This is a genomic window from Streptococcus mitis (genome assembly GCF_946190115.1).
Taxonomy (GTDB): domain Bacteria; phylum Bacillota; class Bacilli; order Lactobacillales; family Streptococcaceae; genus Streptococcus; species Streptococcus mitis_CO.
The window spans coordinates 110516-127238 of the sequence record NZ_CAMHZG010000001.1 but is presented as its reverse complement, the minus strand read 5'-3'; the positions used below and the strand labels follow the sequence as shown (position 1 = coordinate 127238).

The window sequence follows — 16723 nt, the reverse complement described above, 5'->3', positions numbered from 1 at the left end:
AAGAAGAGCTTGCAAGATATATGCTCAAAATTTTTTATTTTTTAAAAACATATAGCTTGCTTAGAATATAATTAAGAATAATTATTGATATTTGTGCAAGAACTGTTTCGATTGCATTGATTTTGTCAAGACTTTCATTTACGAATTGTCCTATGATGTGAGGAAACTGAGTCACAAACAGAAAAGTAAAGAGCAAATCTAACAGAAAAGTAGAAAGGCGGGCAAGAGAAAATTTTACTAAACGGATAAGTCGATTCTTCCTTGCTTGTTTAAACACAATCGTATCATTTGTGATAAAGGCAAAGAGGACACCGATAATATTTGCTAAAGCAGTAGCAAGGAGTTCCTGATGACTTAGTTGATAAATGACGAATCGTGAGAGAATCGAAACTAGAGTTGTTGCAAGGCCAAAAAAGAGATAGGCTAAGATTTCATTGTTAAAAAATTTTTGAATAGGAATTTTCATGGTTTAAGTATAGCATAAAGCAGACTATTGTGCTATACTAGTAAGGTTGAATAAAGCAACCCTTGGTGCTTAGCTTCTTTCACCAAGCATATTACACGCGGATAACCCGCTAAAGGAGAAAAGATGAAAAAATTAACTATTCGTGATGTTGCAGATATTGCAATCGTTGCTGCTATTTATGTCGTTTTGACTGTCACACCGCCCCTAAATGCCATCAGCTATGGTGCTTATCAGTTCCGTATTTCAGAAATGATGAACTTTATGGCTTTTTACAATCCTAAGTACATCATCGGAGTTACAATCGGTTGTATGATTGCTAATTTCTTTAGTTTCGGACTGCTAGATGTCTTTGTTGGTGGTGGATCAACCTTGGTATTCCTCAGTCTAGGTGTTTGGCTTTTTGCAAAATACAGTAAAGACTACCTCTTTAATGGATTGATTCGAAAAGATCATTTCTTCTTTTCAATCCTCTTTTCAATTTCCATGTTTACTATCGCTGCGGAGTTGAATATTGTAGCAGAATTACCATTTTTCCTTACTTGGTTTACAACAGGAGTTGGTGAATTTGCCTCATTGATTATTGGAGCGATTATTATTGGTAAAATTGGTCGTCGAATTGATTTAAGCAAATAGAAGAAGATAAGCTAGGTAGCTCTTACCTGGCTTTTTCTTTAGGAAAATTTCTTAGGAAACTTGACAAGATTTTCTAACTGTAGTATACTTTTTAAGTAAGCTGATTTAGCTCAGTTGGCAGAGCGCATCCATGGTAAGGATGAGGTCGCCGGTTCAATCCCGGCAATTAGCATTAAATAGACAGAAAAAACCTTTATTTACAAGGTTTTTTGTTATGTCTGCCTCAAATTTTTCAAAGATATTTCTTATGTATCTGTGTAAATAAAACTAATACTCAATGAAAATCAAAGAGCAAACTAGGAAGCTAGCCGTAGGTTGCTCAAAGCACTGCTTTGAGGTTGTAGATAGAACTGACGAAGTCAGCTCAAAACATGTTTTTGAGGTTGTAGATGAAACTGACGAAGTCAGCTCAAAACATGTTTTTGAGGTTGTAGATAGAACTGACGAAGTTAGCTCAAAACACTGTTTTGAGGTTGTAGATAAGACTGACGAAGTCAGTAACCATACATACGGTAAGGCGACGCTGACGAAGTTTGAAGAGATTTTCGAAGAGTATAAAGAGTTTCGTCTGTTGACAAAAGTGATTCTCTTTAGTAGAATAGTAGATGCGATGAGTCGATAGGTTGTCTTCGGACTACTATTGAGCATAAGGAGGTCATAACGCAGGAGCGGACCTTGATGAGTTGTGTGAACCTGCTCATCACATGAAGATGCCTCTTAGTCCCTGGTCTAGCGACTGGGGATTTTTATTTTCCAAAAAATAATGAAAAAGCTTTGCAATTCATGGAAAAAGTAGTATAATACATCTATTATAGAAATTTTTAGAAAATTCCGAAAGAGGTTATTTATGGGATATACAGTTGCTGTAGTCGGCGCGACAGGTGCTGTCGGTGCTCAGATGATAAAAATGTTGGAAGAATCAACACTTCCAATCGATAAAATTCGTTTACTTGCTTCTGCACGTTCAGCAGGCAAGACTTTGAAATTTAAAGATCAAGATATTACGATTGAAGAAACGACTGAAACAGCTTTTGAGGGAGTTGATATTGCTCTCTTTTCAGCAGGTGGTTCTACATCAGCTAAATATGCACCATACGCAGTGAAAGCTGGAGCGGTAGTAGTAGATAATACATCTTATTTCCGTCAAAATCCAGACGTACCATTGGTTGTTCCAGAGGTCAATGCTCACGCACTTGATGCTCACAACGGGATCATTGCCTGCCCTAACTGTTCAACAATCCAAATGATGGTGGCGCTTGAACCTGTCCGTCAAAAATGGGGCTTGGATCGTATCATCGTTTCAACTTACCAAGCAGTTTCAGGTGCTGGTATGGGAGCAATTCTTGAGACACAACGTGAACTTCGTGAAGTGTTGAATGATGGTGTGAAACCACGTGATTTGCATGCGGAAATCTTACCTTCAGGTGGTGACAAGAAACACTATCCTATCGCCTTTAACGCTCTTCCACAAATCGATGTCTTCACTGACAATGATTACACTTACGAAGAGATGAAGATGACTAAGGAAACTAAGAAAATCATGGAAGATGATAGCATTGCAGTATCTGCAACATGTGTGCGCATTCCAGTCTTGTCAGCTCACTCTGAGTCTGTTTACATCGAAACAAAAGAAGTGGCTCCAATTGAAGAAGTGAAAGCAGCTATCGCAGCCTTCCCAGGCGCTGTCCTTGAAGATGATGTAGCTCATCAAATCTATCCTCAAGCCATCAATGCAGTTGGTTCACGTGATACCTTTGTTGGTCGTATCCGTAAAGACTTGGATGCAGAAAAAGGAATTCACATGTGGGTTGTTTCAGATAACCTTCTCAAAGGTGCTGCTTGGAACTCAGTTCAGATTGCTGAAACTCTTCATGAACGTGGCTTGGTTCGTCCAACAGCTGAATTGAAATTTGAGTTAAAATAGTCATATCGTTTAGGAGTTCAGATGAACTCCTTCTTTGAAATAGAGAGGTGTTTTCATGTCTTATCAAGATTTAAAAGAGTGTAAAATCATCACAGCCTTTATTACCCCCTTTCACGAGGATGGTTCCATTAACTTTGATGCCATTCCAGCCCTGATTGAGCATTTATTGGCCCATCATACAGACGGCATTCTTCTAGCTGGAACGACTGCTGAGAGTCCAACTTTAACCCACGATGAGGAGTTGGAACTCTTTGCGGCTGTACAAAAGATTGTCAATGGACGAGTTCCTTTGATTGCGGGTGTAGGTACCAATGATACGCGTGACTCGATCGAGTTTGTCAAAGAAGTAGCGGAATTTGGTGGTTTCGCAGCTGGGCTTGCTATTGTTCCTTACTACAACAAACCTTCTCAAGAAGGAATGTATCAGCATTTTAAAGCCATTGCAGATGCTTCTGACCTACCAATTATTATCTATAACATTCCAGGGCGTGTAGTTGTCGAATTGACTCCAGAAACCATGCTTCGTTTGGCTGACCATCCAAATATTATCGGTGTCAAAGAATGTACTAGCTTGGCTAATATGGCTTACTTGATTGAGCACAAGCCAGAAGAGTTCTTGATTTATACAGGTGAGGATGGAGATGCTTTCCATGCCATGAACCTTGGTGCGGATGGGGTTATTTCTGTTGCATCACATACAAATGGGGATGAAATGCACGAGATGTTTACTGCCATTGCAGAAAGCGATATGAAGAAAGCCGCAGCTATTCAACGTAAATTCATTCCTAAGGTTAATGCCCTCTTCTCATATCCAAGTCCTGCTCCTGTCAAGGCCGTTCTCAACTATATGGGATTTGAAGCTGGTCCAACTCGATTACCTCTAGTTCCAGCACCAGAAGAAGATGCAAAACGCATTATCAAGGTTGTTGTAGATGGCGACTACGAAGCGACTAAGGCAACTGTAACAGGTGTTTTAAGACCAGATTATTAATGAAGACAATAAAATCCATGACCGAATGAAGGATCATGGATTTTTCTTATTTTCCTAAACAGAATTGGCTAAAGAGTTGGGTGATGAGTTCATCAGGAGCAGCATCACCAGTGATTTCACCGAGAATTTCCCAAGTGCGAGTCAAATCAACTTGAAGTAGATCAACTGGCATACCTAGTTCCAGCCCTTCATTAACAGCCTGTAGGCTTTCAACAGCCTTTTCAATCAAGGAAATATGACGGGCATTTGACAAGTAGGTAGCATCTTGTTCAACCAAACCAGCATTTTCAAAGAAGAGGTTGTTGATTCTTTCTTCAATCTTATCAATATTTTGGTTTTTAAGAACTGAAATGCGGATGATATCTTCAGGTAGTTCTGAAGTTTCAATCGTTTCTGGTAGGTCAGTTTTGTTAAGAAGAATAATGCGGTTTGTATCTTGGCTAATCTCAAGAAGTTGTCGGTCTTGGGCAGTTAAGGGCTCGCTAGCGTTTAGTACTAGCAGCACCAAGTCGGCTTCCTTAAGAGCTTTTTTCGAACGCTCAACTCCAATTTGTTCCACGATATCATCCGTTTCACGAATACCTGCTGTGTCAATCAATTTTAGGGGAACACCGTTGATGTTGACGTATTCTTCGATGACATCACGTGTGGTACCAGCAATGTCTGTAACGATAGCCTTGTCTTCACGCAAGAGATTGTTGAGGAGGCTAGATTTCCCAACGTTGGGACGTCCGATGATGGCAGTGGAAATTCCTTCACGAAGGATTTTACCGCGACGGGCTGTTCTAAGGAGATTGGTTAGCAATTGCTCAAACTCCATAGTCTTCTCACGGACAACAGCAGTAGTGGCTTCCTCAACATCGTCGTACTCAGGATAATCAATATTGACCTCAACTTGGGCAAGTGTATTGAGGATTTCTTGACGGGTATTATTGATAAGATCAGAAAGGGAACCATCTAATTGTTTGACCGCAATGTTCATGGCCTTGTCTGTCTTGGCGCGGATGATGTCCATAACGGCTTCAGCCTGAGTCAAGTCAACACGACCGTTTAGAAAGGCACGTTTGGTAAATTCACCAGGTTCAGCCAATCGAGCTCCTTCACGGATAGCTAGTTGGAGAATTTCATTGGTCACCGCAATCCCACCGTGGGTGTTAATCTCGATAATATCCTCACGAGTGAAGGTCTTTGGAGACTTCATAGCTCCAACCATAACCTCGTCCATGACTTTTCCTGTCTGAGGATCAATAATGTGACCGTAGTTGAGAGTGTGACTGGCAACCTTGTACAAGTCTTTTCCTTTAAAAATCTTTTGCGCAATAGCAAAACTTTCTGTTCCGCTCAGGCGGACAATACCAATAGCCCCTTCACCTAGTGGAGTAGAGATAGCAGCGATGGTATCAAATTCACGTGTAATCATAATGTTTCCTTTAATAAATAGCTCTTTTCTTGGAAATTTTTCCAAGTCTCTTTTCAAATTGTAACAAATTTGAACTATTTCTTCAATGGATGCTACTTGGAGATTGAAAAAGCCTAAGCAATTCTGCTTAAGCTAGCTTATTTGGTGCGCATTTCCCCTTGAGGGAAGTAAGTTCCTTCTGGCATGTCGTTGATGATGACATGGACAGCAGATTGAGGGGCTCCAGTGTTGCGAACAACAGCTTCTGTTACTTCCTTAGCAAGAGCCTTCTTTTGCTCGAGCGTGCGTCCTTCAAATAAATCAATGCGTACAAATGGCATAATAGCTTCCTCCACTAGTTTTTGATTTCTTCTATTTTACCACATTTTGCCGTTTAAAGCTTAAGAAAATTATGATATACTAGAATGTAGCAAAAATTTAGAAATGGACGTGAAGCAAGAAACATGGCACAGTTGTATTATCGTTATGGGACCATGAACTCTGGTAAGACGATTGAGATTCTCAAGGTGGCCTATAACTACGAGGAGCAAGGAAAGGGAGTTGTGATTATGACTTCGGCTCTGGATACGCGTGACGGTGTTGGCTATGTGTCGAGTCGGATTGGTATGAAGCGCCCTGCCATTGCGATTGAGGAGACGACGGATATCTTTGGCTATATCCGAGACCTACCAGAAAAGCCTTACTGTGTTTTGGTCGATGAAGCCCAGTTTCTCAAGCGTCACCATGTTTACGACCTAGCTCGTGTTGTTGATGAGTTAGATATACCCGTCATGACTTTTGGTTTGAAAAATGACTTTCGCAATGAACTGTTCGAAGGTTCCAAATATCTCTTGCTTTTAGCAGACAAGATTGACGAAATCAAGACCATCTGTCAGTATTGCAAGAAAAAGGCGACTATGGTTTTGCGAACACAGGATGGACTGCCCGTTTACGATGGAGAACAGATCCAGATTGGTGGTAATGAAACCTATATTTCAGTTTGCCGTAAACATTATTTTGCGCCAATGATAACCTCTAACAAGGAGCAAAACTATGACAATTGAACTAAGAGATGTTACAATGGAAAATTATTTTGATGTTTTGAATTTGGATGTCAAGAAATATCAAAAACAATTCATTGCAACCAACGCAATTAGTTTAGCTGAAGCATACGTCTACACTAAAAATGGAGATTTTGTAGCTCCATTGGCAGTTTATGATAATGATGCAATTATAGGTTTTGTGATGATAGCTTATGATAAAAAGATCGGAATTAGTAGTGGAAATTATTTACTATTTCGTTTTATGATTGATAAGAATTTTCAAAATCAAGGATATTTTAAACCAATTATGGATAAAGTACTAGACTATGTTCGGACAGCACCAGCAGGTTTAGGCAATAAACTTTGGTTGTCTTATGAACCAGAAAACGAACATGCAAGATCATGTTACCTCAGTTATGGATTTAAAGAAACTGGGGAAATATCCGAGAACGAAGTAGTAGCAATCTATGATTTAACAATTGAGAAATAAGGAGAAAAAATGAACATCTATGATCAACTACAAGCTGTAGAAGACCGTTATGAAGAATTAGGAGAATTGCTGAGTGACCCAGATGTAGTATCTGACACTAAGCGTTTCATGGAGCTTTCAAAAGAGGAAGCTTCATCTCGTGATACGGTAACAGCCTACCGTGAGTATAAGCAAGTCCTTCAAAACATCGTTGACGCCGAAGAGATGATTAAGGAATCAGGCGGAGATGCGGACTTAGAAGAAATGGCCAAGCAAGAACTCAAAGATGCCAAGGCTGAAAAAGAAGAATACGAAGAAAAACTGAAAATCTTGCTCCTTCCTAAAGATCCAAACGATGACAAGAATATCATCCTTGAAATTCGTGGAGCGGCTGGTGGTGACGAAGCGGCACTTTTCGCCGGAGACCTTCTAACTATGTACCAAAAGTATGCAGAAGCCCAAGGCTGGCGGTTTGAAGTCATGGAAGCTTCTATGAACGGTGTCGGTGGTTTTAAAGAAGTGGTTGCCATGGTTTCAGGTCAGTCTGTTTACTCTAAACTCAAGTATGAGTCTGGTGCCCATCGTGTTCAACGTGTCCCTGTGACAGAAAGCCAAGGGCGTGTGCATACCTCTACAGCGACAGTCCTTGTCATGCCTGAAGTGGAAGAAGTAGAATACGATATTGATCCAAAAGACCTTCGTGTTGACATCTATCACGCCTCTGGTGCTGGTGGACAGAACGTCAACAAGGTTGCGACTGCCGTTCGTATCGTTCACTTACCAACCAATATCAAGGTTGAGATGCAGGAAGAACGTACCCAGCAGAAGAACCGTGAAAAAGCCATGAAAATCATCCGTGCACGTGTGGCTGACCACTTTGCTCAGATTGCTCAAGATGAGCAAGATGCTGAGCGTAAGTCGACTATTGGTACTGGTGACCGTTCAGAACGGATTCGTACTTATAACTTCCCACAAAACCGTGTCACAGACCACCGTATCGGTTTAACCCTCCAAAAACTAGATACCATTTTGTCTGGTAAATTGGACGAAGTTGTGGATGCCTTGGTGCTTTATGACCAAACACAAAAATTAGAAGAATTAAACAAATAAATAATGAAATTAGCTCAATTATTTTCAGATTTTGAAGAAGAATTGATAAGACAAGGAGAGGAAGCTGAAAGCCTCTCTTTTGTCTATCGTAGCCTGAAAAACCTCACTTTTACAGACTTTGTTTTTTCCCTACAGCAAGAGGTAACAGAGGAAGAAAAGCAATTTGTAGAGGAAATTTACCAGCAGTTAGCAGCTCATAAACCAGCCCAGTACATTATCGGTCATGCAGATTTCTTTGGTATGCAGTTAACAGTTGATGAGCGGGTTTTGATTCCTCGTCCAGAGACAGAGGAGTTAGTGGAGCTTATCCTGGCTGAAAATCCTGAGACGAATCTTTCAGTTCTGGATATTGGAACAGGTAGTGGAGCTATAGCTCTTGCCTTAGCAAAAAACAGACCAAATTGGTCAGTAACAGCAGCGGATATTTCCCAAGATGCTTTAGATTTAGCTAGCGAAAATGCTAAAAATCAAAATCTTCAAATATTTTTAAAAAAATCTGACTGTTTTACAGAAATTTCTGAAAAATATGATATAATTGTTTCCAATCCACCCTATATCTCTCGTGAAGATGAGTCAGAGGTCGGCTTGAATGTTTTGCATTCGGAGCCTCATCTAGCTCTCTTTGCAGACGAGGATGGCCTAGCTATTTACCGTAGAATTGCGGAAGATGCAAAAGACTATCTCAAAGATGGTGGTAAGATTTACCTTGAAATTGGATACAAGCAAGGTCAAAGTGTTCCTGCGTTTTTTAAGAAACATTTTCCTGAAAAAAGAGTACGAACACTCAAGGACCAATTTGGTCAAGATAGGATGGTCGTGGTTGATGATGGACAGGATTAGACAAGAGTTGGAAAATGGTGGAGCTGTCGTTCTGCCTACAGAGACGGTTTACGGTCTTTTTGCCAAGGCTCTAGACGAAAAAGCAGTTGATCATGTTTACCAGCTCAAACGTCGTCCTAGAGACAAGGCACTCAATCTAAATATCGCCTCTCTAGAGGACATCTTGCATTTTTCAAAGAATCATCCAACTTATCTACAAAAACTTGTAGATACCTTTTTACCGGGTCCCTTGACCATTATTCTCGAAGCCAATGACCGAGTTCCCTATTGGGTCAATTCTGGTCTCGCTACTGTTGGATTTCGGATGCCCAGTCACCCCATTACACTAGATTTGATTAGAGATACGGGGCCCTTGATTGGGCCGTCTGCCAATATCTCAGGTCAGGCAAGTGGTGTAATCTTTGAACAGATTCTGAAGGATTTTGACCAAGAGGTTCTGGGTCTGGAAGACGATGCTTTTCTAACTGGACAGGATTCGACGATTTTGGATTTGTCTGGAGACAAGGTGAAAATCTTACGCCAAGGGGCCATTAAGCGAGAAGATATTCTTGCTCGGTTGCCAGAGATTTCTTTTGAGGAGGAATGATATGCTAAGAGATTTGCAAGAAACAGATGTGAAAGCTATATGTGACATCAACCAAGAGGCTTTGGGTTATTCTTTTAGTCCAGAGGAAACGGCTAGCCAACTAGCTAGACTGTCTCAGGATTCCCATCATTTCCTACTTGGCTATGAGGATGCAGCTAGTCATGCCTTGCTTGGATATGTCCATGCTGAGGTTTACGAATCCCTTTATTCCAAAGCAGGATTTAATATTTTAGCCTTAGCAGTTTCACCTCAAGCGCAAGGTCAAGGTATTGGTAAAAGCTTATTACAAGGATTGGAAGAAGAAGCAAAAAGACGTGGTTATGGGTTTATCCGCTTAAACTCTGCCGATCATCGTCTGGGTGCTCATGCATTTTATGAAAAAGTTGGTTATACTTGTGATAAAATGCAGAAACGGTTTATTCGCATCTTTTAGTTTGATTTTCTAATAAGAAAATTAAACTAATGGACTAGTCACACAATAAAGGAGAAGACCTATGATTTTTGACAAAGACGATTTTAAAGCATATGATGCTGATCTCTGGAATGCTATTGCCAAAGAAGAAGAACGACAACAAAACAACATTGAGTTGATTGCTTCGGAAAACGTAGTTTCCAAGGCTGTTATGGCAGCTCAAGGGTCTATCTTGACGAATAAATACGCCGAAGGCTACCCAGGACGCCGTTATTATGGTGGAACAGATGTAGTAGACGTGGTAGAATCTCTAGCCATTGAACGCGCAAAAGAAATTTTCGGTGCAAAATTTGCCAATGTCCAACCACACTCAGGAAGTCAAGCCAACTGTGCGGCTTACATGGCCTTGATTGAACCAGGTGATACGGTTATGGGAATGGATTTGGCAGCAGGTGGACACTTGACCCACGGAGCTCCTGTCAGCTTCTCAGGTCAAACCTACAACTTTGTTTCTTATAGTGTGGATCCTGAAACGGAATTCTTGGATTTTGATGCTATCTTGAAACAAGCCCAAGAAGTAAAACCAAAATTGATCGTAGCAGGTGCTTCAGCCTATTCTCAAATTATCGACTTTTCAAAATTCCGTGAAATTGCGGATGCTGTTGGGGCTAAACTTATGGTAGATATGGCTCATATCGCTGGTTTGGTTGCTGCTGGTCTACATCCAAGCCCAGTACCATACGCTCATATCACGACAACAACGACCCACAAAACCCTTCGTGGCCCTCGTGGTGGTTTGATTTTGACCAATGATGAAGACTTAGCTAAGAAAATCAATTCAGCTATTTTCCCTGGTATTCAGGGTGGTCCTTTGGAGCACGTTGTGGCAGCTAAAGCTGTTTCTTTCAAAGAAGTCTTAGATCCAGCCTTCAAGGAATATGCTGCTAATGTTATCAAGAACAGCAAGGCTATGGCAGAAGTCTTCTTGCAAGATCCTGATTTCCGTATCATTTCTGGCGGAACTGAAAACCACCTCTTCCTAGTGGATGTAACTAAGGTTGTAGAAAACGGAAAAGTTGCTCAAAACTTGCTGGATGAAGTCAATATTACCCTAAATAAAAACTCAATCCCTTACGAAACCTTGTCACCATTCAAGACAAGTGGTATTCGTATCGGAGCAGCAGCTATTACTGCGCGTGGATTTGGTGAAGAAGAAAGTCGCAAAGTGGCTGAACTCATCATTAAAACCCTTAAGAATGCAGAAAATGAGGCTGTATTAGAAGAAGTGAGAAGTGCAGTCAAAGAATTGACAGATGCCTTCCCATTATACGAGGACTAAAACTTTTATGGATATTTATATTAAGAAAGCCATTATTCACCAGTTCAGTCCGGATGATACCGAGCTGTTCCTAGCGGATAAGCTTCTCAATATTACTCCAAAAATCGAAGAATACCTGCGTAGAAAAATTGAACGTGTGTATTCAGATGAAGCCAAGACTGGGATTTTCGAGGAAGAAAATCCCTTCTTCAATCATATCACAGACGATTTGTTGGAGACATCAGTAACATTGGCTAATCTCTGGAAAGAAGAGTTCAGTATTTCTGAAAACCTCAAGACCAATGACTTGATTTTTGTGCAATTTTCTAAAGAAGGTGTAGAACATTTCGCTTTCTTGCGAATTGCTCTGCGGGAGACCTTGACTCACCTCGGTGGAGAAGTTGATAATCCAATCAAGCTGACTCAGAATAACCTGCCTGGATTTGGAACGGGTGCCGACGAAGCCTTGGTGGTCAATCTTCAGAGCCGCAAGTACCATCTGATTGAAAAACGAATCAAGTACAATGGAACTTTCTTGAACTATTTTTCAGATAATCTTCTTGCTGTCGCTCCTAAGATTTCTCCTAAGAAATCTATCAAGGAACTGGAAAAAACGGCCCAGAGAATTGCTGAGACTTTTAACACAGATGATTTTCAATTTCAATCCAAGGTCAAATCAGCGATTTTCAATAATCTAGAAGAAAGTAATGAATTGTCACCTGAAAAATTGGCTAACGACCTTTTTGACAACAATCTGACAGCTCGTTTGAGCTTTATTGACCAAGTCAAAGAAGCCGTACCAGAACCAGTTCAATTTGATGAAATTGATGCCAGTCGTCAGCTTAAAAAATTTGAAAACCAAAAACTTTCCTTGTCAAATGGAATTGAGCTCATTGTTCCCAATAACGTCTATCAAGACGCCGAGTCTGTTGAGTTTATCCAAAACGACAATGGAACTTACTCTATCTTAATCAAAAATATCGAGGATATTCAAAGCAAATAATGTTTAAACGAATTCGAAGAGTGCTTGTACTAGCAGTCTTCCTTTTTGCTGGATATAAAGCTTACCGCGTTCACCAAGATGTCAAGCAAGTCATGACCTATCAACCCATGGTGCGAGAAATCTTGAGTGAAAAAGACACCCCAGCAAACGAAGAGCTTGTGCTCGCTATGATTTATACCGAAACAAAAGGAAAAGAAGGCGATGTCATGCAGTCTAGTGAGTCTGCAAGTGGTTCAACCAACACCATCAATGATAATGCCTCTAGCATTCGGCAAGGCGTTCAAACTCTGACAGACAATCTCTATCTGGCCCAGAAGAAGGGTGTAGATGTTTGGACGGCTGTTCAAGCCTATAATTTTGGACCTGCCTATATCGATTTTATCGCCCAAAATGGCAAGGAAAACACCCTAGCACTGGCCAAACAATACTCTCGTGAGACGGTTGCTCCCTTGCTTGGCAATACCACTGGAAAGACTTATAGTTATATTCACCCCATTTCCATTTTTCACGGTGCTGAACTCTATGTAAATGGAGGAAACTATTATTATTCTAGACAGGTGCAACTCAACCTTTACATCATCAAAACTTTTACTCTCTTTTCAACATCTGGCTAGCCCAGGTGTTTTTGTTATAAGTTTTCTTTAAGATAGATATATTACTCTAGAAAGGTAAAGGAGGAAATTCCCTATGAGAAAGAAACTCTTTCTGACTAGTGCTGCGGTCTTGTGGGCAGTAACAGCTATGAATAGTGTCCATGCAGCAACAGATGTTCAAAAAGTCATCGATGAAACCTATGTTCAACCTGAATATGTCCTAGGTTCATCATTGTCTGAAGACCAAAAAAATCAAACCCTTCAAAAACTGGGCTACAATGCCTCAACAGACACCAAAGAACTCAAGACCATGACACCTGATGTCTATTCTAAGATTATGAATGTTGCCAATGATTCTAGCTTACAATTGTATTCATCAGCCAAGATTCAAAAGCTAGGTGACAAATCACCACTTGAGGTCAAGATTGAAACACCAGAAAACATTACTAAGGTGACGCAGGATATGTACCGCAATGCGGCCGTAACTTTGGGTGTGGAACACGCCAAAATCACTGTAGCAGCACCTATTCCAGTTACAGGTGAGAGTGCTTTAGCAGGGATATACTATTCTCTAGAAGCTAATGGAGCCAAGGTGCCACAAGCCAATAAAGATTTGGCTCAAGAAGAGCTAAAGGCTTTGTCTGATATCAATGCTGAAAACAAGGACAAAACTGGCTATGATGCTAATAAATTGAACGTTGCCCTAGCCGATATCAAGTCAGGACTTGCCAAAGCTAAAGAAAGCAAGGGAAATCTGACAGAGGAAGATGTCCGTAAAATCGTTGAAGATACCTTAAAAAATTACAAACTTGATCAGGTGATAACAGGAAACCAGATCAATATCATCATCAATTTTGCTTTGAATCTCTCAAAGAGTGATATCCTCAGCAATGCAGACTTCACTAAAACCTTAAAGGACCTGAAACAAAGCATTGTATCACAAGCTGGCGACAGTTTTAAAAATATCAACCTTAACTTTGATGCTGATAAGGCGCTAGAAGAAGGTGGTAACTTCTTAAGCTCCCTCTGGCAAGCCATTGTCAACTTCTTCAAGAGTTTTGGTTCTTAATACTCTTCGAAAATCAAATTCAAACCACGTCAACATCGCCTTGCCGTACTCAAGTACAGCCTGCGGCTAGTTTCCTAGTTTGCTCTTTGATTTTCATTGAGTATAAGCTATTACAAAAAGGTAGTCAGATTTTTTCAGAAAAATGTTTTATAAATATTCACAAATCTCCTATATTTATGGTAAAATAGAATCATCATTTTATTTTGGAGTCAAAGATGAATATATTTAGAACAAAAAATGTTAGTTTAGATAAAACGGAGATGCATAGGCATTTGAAGTTATGGGATTTGATTTTGCTGGGTATCGGAGCCATGGTAGGGACAGGTGTCTTTACAATAACAGGTACTGCAGCCGCAACTCTAGCGGGTCCAGCCCTAGTGATTTCAATTGTCATTTCTGCCTTGTGTGTAGGATTATCAGCCCTCTTTTTTGCAGAATTTGCTTCGCGAGTACCCGCTACAGGTGGTGCCTACAGTTATCTCTATGCTATTTTAGGAGAATTTCCTGCCTGGTTGGCTGGTTGGTTAACCATGATGGAGTTCATGACAGCCATATCTGGTGTGGCTTCGGGTTGGGCAGCTTATTTTAAAGGCTTGCTTTCTCAATATGGGATAGCCCTTCCTCAGGCTTTAAATGGTACCTTTAATCCTCAAGCAGGAACATTTGTTGATTTATTGCCTATTCTTGTCTTGGTCTTGGTGACTTCGCTTGTTTTACTAAATGCCAAGGCAGCCTTACGCTTTAATTCTATTCTAGTTATTTTGAAATTTTCCGCTTTAGCTCTCTTTGTTTTAGTAGGAATTTGGCATATTAAACTTGACAACTGGAGTAATTTTGCTCCTTATGGTTTTGGACAAATCTATGGTGCTAGTACTGGTATTATGGCTGGTGCGTCCTTGATGTTCTTCGGCTTTTTGGGATTTGAATCCATCTCTATGGCCGTAGATGAGGTCAAGACTCCTCAAAAAAATATTCCTAGAGGGATTGTCTTATCGCTTTCTATCGTAACTATTCTTTATGCCTTGGTGACGCTTGTCTTAACTGGTGTGGTCCATTATAGCCATCTAAATGTCGACGATGCCGTTGCCTTTGCCCTTCGTAGCGTTGGGATCAGTTGGGCAGCCAACTATGTGTCATTGGTGGCTATCTTGACCTTGATTACAGTTTGTATTTCGATGACCTATGCCCTATCGCGTATGATTTACAGTTTAGCGCGTGACGGATTGATGCCTGCCGCCTTTAAAGAACTAACGAAGACTAGCAAGGTACCAAAGAATGCTACTATCTTGACAGGTCTAGCTTCAGCAGTAGCTGCAGGAATATTCCCACTAGCCAGTATAGCAGCCTTCTTAAACATTTGTACCTTGGCCTACTTGATTATGCTTGCTTACGGCTTGATTCGCTTACGGAGAGAAAAGGGAATGCCCAAAGCTGGAGAATTTAAAACACCACTGGTACCATTATTACCAATTTTATCAATCATCATTTGTTTGTCCTTCATGTTGCAGTATAATGTGGAAACTTGGATTGCTTTCCTAGTTGCGTTGTTAGTAGGAAGTATTATTTACTTCACTTATGGCTATAAGCATTCTACCATAGAAGAATAATACTCTTCGAAAATCTCTTCAAACCACGTCAGCTTCGCCTTGCCGTATGTATGGTTACTGACTTCGTCAGTTTCATCTACAACCTCAAAAACATGTTTTGAGCTGACTTCGTCAGTTCTATCTGCAACCTCAAAGTCGTGCTTTGAGCAGCCTGCGGCTAGCTTCCTAATTTGCTCTTTGATTTTCATTGAGTATATAAAGTGAGAATCTGTTGAGTTGTTGAAACTCAGCAGATTTTTATATGTGAAAGAAATTTCAATTTTTTTCTTAAAATAGCTTGACAGATTAAATTTTTAGGAGTAGAATGTTTACCAGTTAATTAAATAGTTAAGGGGTTATCCATGAAGAAACAAAGTTTATTTTTAGTATTGTTAAGTGTCTTTCTTTTGTGTTTAGGAGCTTGTGGTCAAAAGGAAAGCCAGACAGGGAAAGGGATGAAAATTGTGACCAGTTTCTATCCTATCTACGCTATGGTCAAGGAAGTATCTGGTGACTTGAATGATGTTCGGATGATTCAGTCAAGTAGCGGAATTCACTCCTTTGAACCTTCAGCAAATGATATTGCAGCCATTTATGATGCAGATGTCTTTGTTTACCATTCTCATACGCTCGAATCTTGGGCAGGAAGTCTGGATCCAAATCTAAAAAAATCTAAAGTGAAGGTTTTAGAGGCTTCAGAGGGAATGACTTTAGACCGTGTTCCAGGGCTAGAAGATGTGGAAGCAGGGGATGGAGTTGATGAAAAAACGCTCTATGACCCTCACACTTGGCTAGATCCTGAAAAAGCTGGCGAAGAAGCTCAGATTATCGCTGATAAACTTTCAGAGGTGGATAGTGAGCATAAAGAAACTTACCAGAAAAATGCGCAAGCCTTTATCAAAAAAGCTCAAGAATTAACTAAGAAATTCCAGCCTAAATTTGAAAAAGCGACTCAGAAAACATTTGTAACACAACATACAGCCTTTTCTTATCTAGCGAAGAGATTTGGACTTAATCAACTTGGTATTGCAGGTATCTCTCCTGAACAAGAACCAAGTCCACGACAACTTACAGAAATTCAGGAATTTGTAAAAACCTATAAGGTTAAAACGATTTTTACAGAAAGTAACGCTTCTTCAAAAGTAGCTGAAACTCTTGTCAAATCAACAGGTGTGGGTCTTAAAACTCTGAATCCTTTAGAGGCAGACCCACAAAATGACAAGACTTATTTAGAAAATCTTGAAGAAAATATGAGTGTTCTAGCAGAAGAATTAAAGTGAG

At 40.3% G+C, this 16723-nt stretch carries 20 protein-coding genes, 1 tRNA gene and 1 riboswitch; of the genes, 17 read left to right on the top strand and 4 right to left on the bottom strand.

Going from position 1 to position 16723, the window contains the following annotated elements:
- Positions 1-34 precede the first annotated feature (34 nt).
- Positions 35-466: a GtrA family protein gene (locus N8L90_RS00520; RefSeq protein ID WP_023944243.1), complete on the bottom strand. Its 432-nt coding sequence runs from the start codon at positions 464-466 to the stop codon at positions 35-37.
- Positions 467-494: 28 nt separating this feature from the next.
- A riboswitch (PreQ1 riboswitch) is annotated at positions 495-592 on the top strand.
- Here N8L90_RS00520 and N8L90_RS00515 point away from each other — a divergent pair.
- From N8L90_RS00515 to dapA, 5 genes are all read left to right on the top strand, one after another.
- On the top strand, positions 590-1099 hold the full coding sequence (locus N8L90_RS00515; RefSeq protein WP_049532600.1) for a QueT transporter family protein: 510 nt from the start codon (positions 590-592) through the stop codon (positions 1097-1099). It overlaps the preceding riboswitch by 3 nt.
- A gap of 99 nt (positions 1100-1198) precedes the next feature.
- Positions 1199-1271 (top strand) — tRNA-Thr (locus tag N8L90_RS00510).
- Between the two features lie 105 nt (positions 1272-1376).
- The gene (locus tag N8L90_RS00505) at positions 1377-1721 is read left to right on the top strand and encodes a hypothetical protein (RefSeq protein ID WP_261023787.1); all 345 of its coding nucleotides are present in this window, start codon (positions 1377-1379) and stop codon (positions 1719-1721) included.
- A gap of 225 nt (positions 1722-1946) precedes the next feature.
- The gene (locus tag N8L90_RS00500; RefSeq protein WP_000542462.1) at positions 1947-3023 is read left to right on the top strand and encodes an aspartate-semialdehyde dehydrogenase; all 1077 of its coding nucleotides are present in this window, start codon (positions 1947-1949) and stop codon (positions 3021-3023) included.
- A 55-nt stretch (positions 3024-3078) separates the two neighbouring features.
- Positions 3079-4014, top strand: coding sequence for a 4-hydroxy-tetrahydrodipicolinate synthase (gene dapA, locus N8L90_RS00495; RefSeq protein ID WP_000121606.1), 936 nt, complete (start codon positions 3079-3081; stop codon positions 4012-4014).
- Positions 4015-4060: 46 nt separating this feature from the next.
- Here dapA and mnmE read toward each other — a convergent pair whose 3' ends face one another.
- Positions 4061-5434 (bottom strand): tRNA uridine-5-carboxymethylaminomethyl(34) synthesis GTPase MnmE, encoded by a 1374-nt coding sequence (gene mnmE, locus N8L90_RS00490; protein ID WP_023944248.1) that lies wholly within the window; start codon positions 5432-5434, stop codon positions 4061-4063.
- A gap of 137 nt (positions 5435-5571) precedes the next feature.
- Positions 5572-5754, bottom strand: a complete 183-nt coding sequence (locus N8L90_RS00485) for a 4-oxalocrotonate tautomerase (protein ID WP_001117401.1) — start codon at positions 5752-5754, stop codon at positions 5572-5574.
- A 123-nt stretch (positions 5755-5877) separates the two neighbouring features.
- Here N8L90_RS00485 and N8L90_RS00480 point away from each other — a divergent pair, with 123 nt between their 5' ends.
- The 11 genes from N8L90_RS00480 (at position 5878) to N8L90_RS00430 (ending at position 15463) form a co-directional block, all read left to right on the top strand.
- Complete coding sequence (locus N8L90_RS00480; protein ID WP_023944250.1) at positions 5878-6477, top strand: thymidine kinase; 600 nt, start codon at positions 5878-5880, stop codon at positions 6475-6477.
- Entirely contained in the window at positions 6467-6946 is a 480-nt protein-coding gene (locus N8L90_RS00475) for a GNAT family N-acetyltransferase (protein ID WP_023944252.1), read from the top strand. The genes N8L90_RS00480 and N8L90_RS00475 overlap by 11 nt, the downstream gene beginning before the upstream one ends.
- Before the next feature lie 9 nt (positions 6947-6955).
- Positions 6956-8035 carry a peptide chain release factor 1 gene (gene prfA / locus N8L90_RS00470; RefSeq protein WP_001028807.1) on the top strand — a complete coding sequence of 360 codons (1080 nt, stop codon included), beginning with the start codon at positions 6956-6958 and terminating at the stop codon, positions 8033-8035.
- 3 nt (positions 8036-8038) lie between these two features.
- Positions 8039-8875, top strand: a complete 837-nt coding sequence (gene prmC / locus N8L90_RS00465; protein ID WP_023944254.1) for a peptide chain release factor N(5)-glutamine methyltransferase — start codon at positions 8039-8041, stop codon at positions 8873-8875.
- Entirely contained in the window at positions 8859-9461 is a 603-nt protein-coding gene (locus N8L90_RS00460) for an L-threonylcarbamoyladenylate synthase (RefSeq protein ID WP_023944256.1), read from the top strand. The genes prmC and N8L90_RS00460 overlap by 17 nt, the downstream gene beginning before the upstream one ends.
- A gap of 1 nt (position 9462) precedes the next feature.
- A complete protein-coding gene (locus N8L90_RS00455) occupies positions 9463-9894 on the top strand; it encodes a GNAT family N-acetyltransferase (protein WP_023944258.1) in 432 nt (143 codons plus the stop codon).
- A 61-nt stretch (positions 9895-9955) separates the two neighbouring features.
- Positions 9956-11212: a serine hydroxymethyltransferase gene (glyA, locus tag N8L90_RS00450; protein ID WP_023944260.1), complete on the top strand. Its 1257-nt coding sequence runs from the start codon at positions 9956-9958 to the stop codon at positions 11210-11212.
- A gap of 7 nt (positions 11213-11219) precedes the next feature.
- Positions 11220-12194: a nucleoid-associated protein gene (locus N8L90_RS00445; protein ID WP_031227911.1), complete on the top strand. Its 975-nt coding sequence runs from the start codon at positions 11220-11222 to the stop codon at positions 12192-12194.
- The gene (gene pmp23, locus N8L90_RS00440) at positions 12194-12808 is read left to right on the top strand and encodes a cell wall hydrolase Pmp23 (protein WP_033677249.1); all 615 of its coding nucleotides are present in this window, start codon (positions 12194-12196) and stop codon (positions 12806-12808) included. The genes N8L90_RS00445 and pmp23 overlap by 1 nt, the downstream gene beginning before the upstream one ends.
- A 73-nt stretch (positions 12809-12881) precedes the next feature.
- The gene (locus N8L90_RS00435; protein ID WP_219966702.1) at positions 12882-13856 is read left to right on the top strand and encodes a DUF1002 domain-containing protein; all 975 of its coding nucleotides are present in this window, start codon (positions 12882-12884) and stop codon (positions 13854-13856) included.
- Between the two features lie 215 nt (positions 13857-14071).
- The gene (locus tag N8L90_RS00430; RefSeq protein ID WP_261023785.1) at positions 14072-15463 is read left to right on the top strand and encodes an APC family permease; all 1392 of its coding nucleotides are present in this window, start codon (positions 14072-14074) and stop codon (positions 15461-15463) included.
- On the opposite strand, the gene N8L90_RS00425 is transcribed toward N8L90_RS00430, so the two are convergent.
- Positions 15436-15651, bottom strand: a complete 216-nt coding sequence (locus tag N8L90_RS00425) for a hypothetical protein (protein ID WP_050222854.1) — start codon at positions 15649-15651, stop codon at positions 15436-15438. The two genes, N8L90_RS00430 and N8L90_RS00425, sit on opposite strands and share 28 nt — an antisense overlap.
- 153 nt (positions 15652-15804) lie before the next feature.
- On the opposite strand from N8L90_RS00425, the gene adcAII reads away from it, so the two are divergent.
- A complete protein-coding gene (gene adcAII, locus N8L90_RS00420) occupies positions 15805-16722 on the top strand; it encodes a zinc-binding lipoprotein AdcAII (protein WP_000744916.1) in 918 nt (305 codons plus the stop codon).
- The last annotated feature ends 1 nt before the right edge of the window (position 16723 follow it).